The sequence below is a fragment of the Microcystis sp. genome, assembly GCF_048564745.1.
In the GTDB taxonomy this organism is placed as follows: Bacteria; Cyanobacteriota; Cyanobacteriia; order Cyanobacteriales; family Microcystaceae; genus Microcystis; species Microcystis ichthyoblabe_A.
This window is the reverse complement of sequence record NZ_JBLZRT010000140.1, coordinates 1-3,724: the sequence shown is the minus strand read 5'-3', so window position 1 is coordinate 3,724 and position 3,724 is coordinate 1. Positions and strand designations below refer to the sequence as shown.

The 3,724-nt window shown below is 41.4% G+C and carries 3 protein-coding genes and 1 pseudogene; 3 read left to right on the top strand and 1 reads right to left on the bottom strand.

Annotated features, from left to right (window positions below):
* Positions 1-344 (bottom strand): annotated as a pseudogene (locus ACOCD9_RS15470) (transposase family protein); the annotation flags it as partial.
* A 308-nt stretch (positions 345-652) separates the two neighbouring features.
* Between ACOCD9_RS15470 and ACOCD9_RS15465 the strand changes: the two are divergent.
* The 3 genes from ACOCD9_RS15465 to ACOCD9_RS15455 all read left to right on the top strand — a co-directional run bounded on the left by ACOCD9_RS15465 (position 653) and on the right by ACOCD9_RS15455 (position 3,575).
* Complete coding sequence (locus tag ACOCD9_RS15465; RefSeq protein ID WP_419547902.1) at positions 653-2,377, top strand: diflavin flavoprotein; 1,725 nt, start codon at positions 653-655, stop codon at positions 2,375-2,377.
* Positions 2,378-3,070: 693 nt separating this feature from the next.
* On the top strand, positions 3,071-3,334 hold the full coding sequence (locus tag ACOCD9_RS15460; RefSeq protein WP_287699944.1) for a hypothetical protein: 264 nt from the start codon (positions 3,071-3,073) through the stop codon (positions 3,332-3,334).
* A gap of 76 nt (positions 3,335-3,410) precedes the next feature.
* Complete coding sequence (locus ACOCD9_RS15455) at positions 3,411-3,575, top strand: hypothetical protein (RefSeq protein ID WP_154663933.1); 165 nt, start codon at positions 3,411-3,413, stop codon at positions 3,573-3,575.
* The last annotated feature ends 149 nt before the right edge of the window (positions 3,576-3,724 follow it).

The following is a 3,724-nucleotide window of genomic DNA, read 5'->3' as shown; positions in this document are numbered from 1 at the left end:
CTATTCCCTGATAAACACTGTCTTCTCTGCTGGTAGTTAAAGGATGAAAACGAACTTGACTTTTTTTAAATAAACTAAAATCATGACCTCTACCTTTCCCACAAAAGACACAGATAATTTCCTCGGTATTTTTATCAGCTACTAATTGGGATTTTAAAGTATGATAACCTCTTTTACCTGAAAAAAAAATCTTTCTGTTTCTTTTTGGGGTGTTTCATGGGAGTTTCCGTTACATCCATTACCGTTACGACCGGTATCTCTGCTTGATTTAGTAGAGCTTTTTTTCCTTTTAAACGGAAGTTTCCCGATTGTAAAAGCATTTTTTCCGTCTTATTTACAATCCTAACTTTATACCAAATAGAAACTGGAGATACTGCCTAGGTCGGGGATGTAAGACCAAAAACTGGGTGTAAGTCGGTTTTGAGGCAATCCCCCGTGACATAGGAAGTAGTTCACCTTGACTGGAATGTATAACACCCATTTCCTCCTACAGATACCTAGAGAGCGTTTCTGCTCAAATCGACGATCGACTCCTCCCTGACCATTAAGATAGCTGTTATCAGTAATTATGGGAAAATAAATCTCCATACCTTATTTCCTCGTGGCACAATAGAGACAAAGTATAAAAAACTTAACAATAAGGAGGAGTTCGATGGTTGCTACACCAGTCAAAACAAAACGTCTCACTGTGCAGGTGGCCGATCTCACCGCAGACATCACCGCTATTCGTTCCCTCGATTGGGATCGCGATCGCTTCGATATTGAATTCGGATTACAAAACGGTACGACTTATAACTCCTATCTGATTCGTGGGGAAAAAATCGCCCTTGTGGATACCTCTCACGAAAAATTCCGTCAACTATATTTTGATAGTCTCAACGGATTAATTAACCCCCAAGAAATCGATTATTTAATTATCAGTCATACTGAACCTGATCACAGTGGTTTAGTCAGAGATCTGCTGCAACTCGCTCCCAATATTACCGTCGTTGGGTCGAAGGTAGCAATTCAGTTTTTAGAGAATTTAGTTCATCATCCCTTTCAACGTCAACTGGTCAAAAATGGCGATCAGTTAGACCTAGGCAATGGTCACATTCTCGAATTTGTTAACGCTCCTAATTTACACTGGCCTGATACTATTTTTACCTACGATCACGGTTCGGGAATTTTATTTACCTGTGATGCCTTCGGAATGCACTATTGTTCCGATGATCTTTACGATGAGCAATTAAGTGCTATTGAACCGGATTATCGCTTCTATTATGAATGTTTAATGGCTCCTAATGCTCGCTCGGTACTAGCGGCGATGAAACGGATGGAACCTCTAGGTAATATTAATCTCGTGGCTAATGGTCACGGACCAGTATTAAAACATAATGTTACTGAATTATTGACCCGTTATCGTGATTGGAGTCAAGCACAAACTAAGGCAGAAAAAACCGTCGCTGTTTTCTATATTTCCGATTATGGTTATAGTGATCGCCTCTGTCAATCGATTGCCAAAGGTATTACTAAAACTGGTTTGGCTGTAGAAACTTTAGACCTGAAATCCGCCGATCCCCAAGAGGTAAAAGAATTAGCTTCTTCTGCGGTGGGAATCGTCATCGGTACTCCCCCCGTTTCTGGTATTAATGCCCAAGAAATTACGGGTAATCTAGGCACAATTCTCGCCTCGGTTAACCCCAAACAATATATCGGAATGTTTGAATCTCAAGGGGGTGATGATGAATCAATTTTACCTCTATTTAATAAGTTTCGTGAAGTTGGTTTAACCAAAGCTTTTGATCCCATTCGTAGCACAGAAACTCCTAACGAGAGTCTCTATCAACGCTGTGAAGAAGCGGGGACAGATATGGGACAACTATTAACCCAAGAGGTAAAAGTTAAACAAAGAAAATCCCTCGATACTGACCTTGATAAAGCCATCGGACGGATTAGCGGTGGTTTATATATTATTACCACCAAGAAAGGAGACAGAAGCGGTGCAATGGTCGCTTCTTGGGTGACGCAAGCAAGTTTTGATCCTCCCGGTTTTACCGTTGCTGTGGCCAAAGATCGGGCGATCGAGTCTTTACTGCAAGTGGGGGATCAATTCATTTTAAATATTCTGGAAGAAGGCAATTATCAAACCCTGATGAAACACTTTTTAAAACGTTTCGGACCTGGGGAAGATCGTTTTGCAGGAGTCAATACTCACACCGCTAATAATGGTTCGCCGATTTTAGCCGATGCCCTCGCTTATTTAGAATGTGAGGTCGTTAGTCGCATGGAATGTGCTGACCACTGGATTGTTTACAATAAAGTCACCGATGGTCGCGTTTCTAAACCTGATAGTTTAACGGCTGTTCACCATCGCAAAGTCGGTAATTATTATTAGGATTTTTGCTTGATTTGACTGGTTGAGAAAATACAGATCAAGATGTTTGCTCTCAGCTTTTGAGATGGTTTAACCTCTCAACCAGTTGGTCATACTAAATCCGTTAAGTATAGGCTACATATCAGAATAGGCAATAGACAAAAGAAGTAGAAGGGCATCCGAGGGGGTCAACGAGAGAATAAGGATTTTAGCGATTGTCTTACCCCCTCAGATGCTTATAGATTGTCACAACAATATAAATTTATCTTATAGTAATACTCAAAGAAAAGGTTTTTCTCCGCGCCACTACCTTATACTAAATCTGGTTATTAAAAACTGATTATTTATTCCCCCTTTTGCCTTTTGCCTTTTGCCTCTCCTCATAACTAGCCTGTACTCAACGGATTTAGTATTAGTCCTAATTTTTCGGTGAACGGTCAATTCTTTAATGGCATTGGCAGGATGAGTTTAATTACACTGTAAACAGTGTAATTAAAAGTTAAAAAAATTGATGTCCCAAGTTGTTAGCGCCAGACTGCCCGACCACACAGCAGAAAGACTGAAACGGTTAGCCCGCCGATTAGGAAAAACCCCCAGCGAAACCAGCGCGATTTTAATCGAGGAATCCCTCCGAGAAAGCGAGTTCCCCTATATTGAATTTCGCCATTCTCCTTTGGGGCGGCAGCCCTACCTAAAAAACTCCAGTTTGGCTCTGTGGGAAGTAATTCAAAAACGGTTGCCGAACAAATTATTTATAAACGTCCAGAAATCTCGATTTTTCCCCTAATAACTTGGCTAAAAGGTAGATATTTGGGCGATTCGGATGAAATTGTCTTAAAAGCGGCGGCTGAAGCCCGATTAACTCTAGTAACCTACGACCAGAACAGTATTACCCCGGTTTTGTGGGAATGGGGAGAAGCTTGGAAAAGTCATAGCGGCGTTATTTTTATCGATTTGCGATCTGATGTGTTATATTAGTCAAAGGTGTGGCAGAAATGGCTACAATTATCCATCGCGAAAAGACCTGATTTTTGTCTACGCATGGAGACGTAGTATGAAAATCACCAAAATCGCCGCCATTAAGGTTTCCGCCTTAGTTGTCTGTAATGTAGTCTCGGTAGTTGCACCGCACGATGCGATCGCACCTGCGGTAAATGTTCTGGTCTGGGGATCGATCGAAATCTGCATCAACAACAGAAAGCCAAAAGATGAAAAATAAGTAGGGTCTGCTGAAAAAGTACGGGCGAAGCATTCGGATAGAAAATCTACGGTTTCACCGATAGGTTATTGTCCGAATGCTTCGCCCCTACAGGACGCGGGCCGATGAAGACGCAAGGTTTTGAACGACGATTCTCTCAAAATCTTGCA

Coding starts and splice junctions, on each gene's coding strand:
- ACOCD9_RS15455 (WP_154663933.1), top strand. CDS start 3,411: ATGAAAATCACCAAAATCGCCGCCATTAAGGTTTCCGCCTTAGTTGTC.
- ACOCD9_RS15465 (WP_419547902.1), top strand. CDS start 653: ATGGTTGCTACACCAGTCAAAACAAAACGTCTCACTGTGCAGGTGGCC.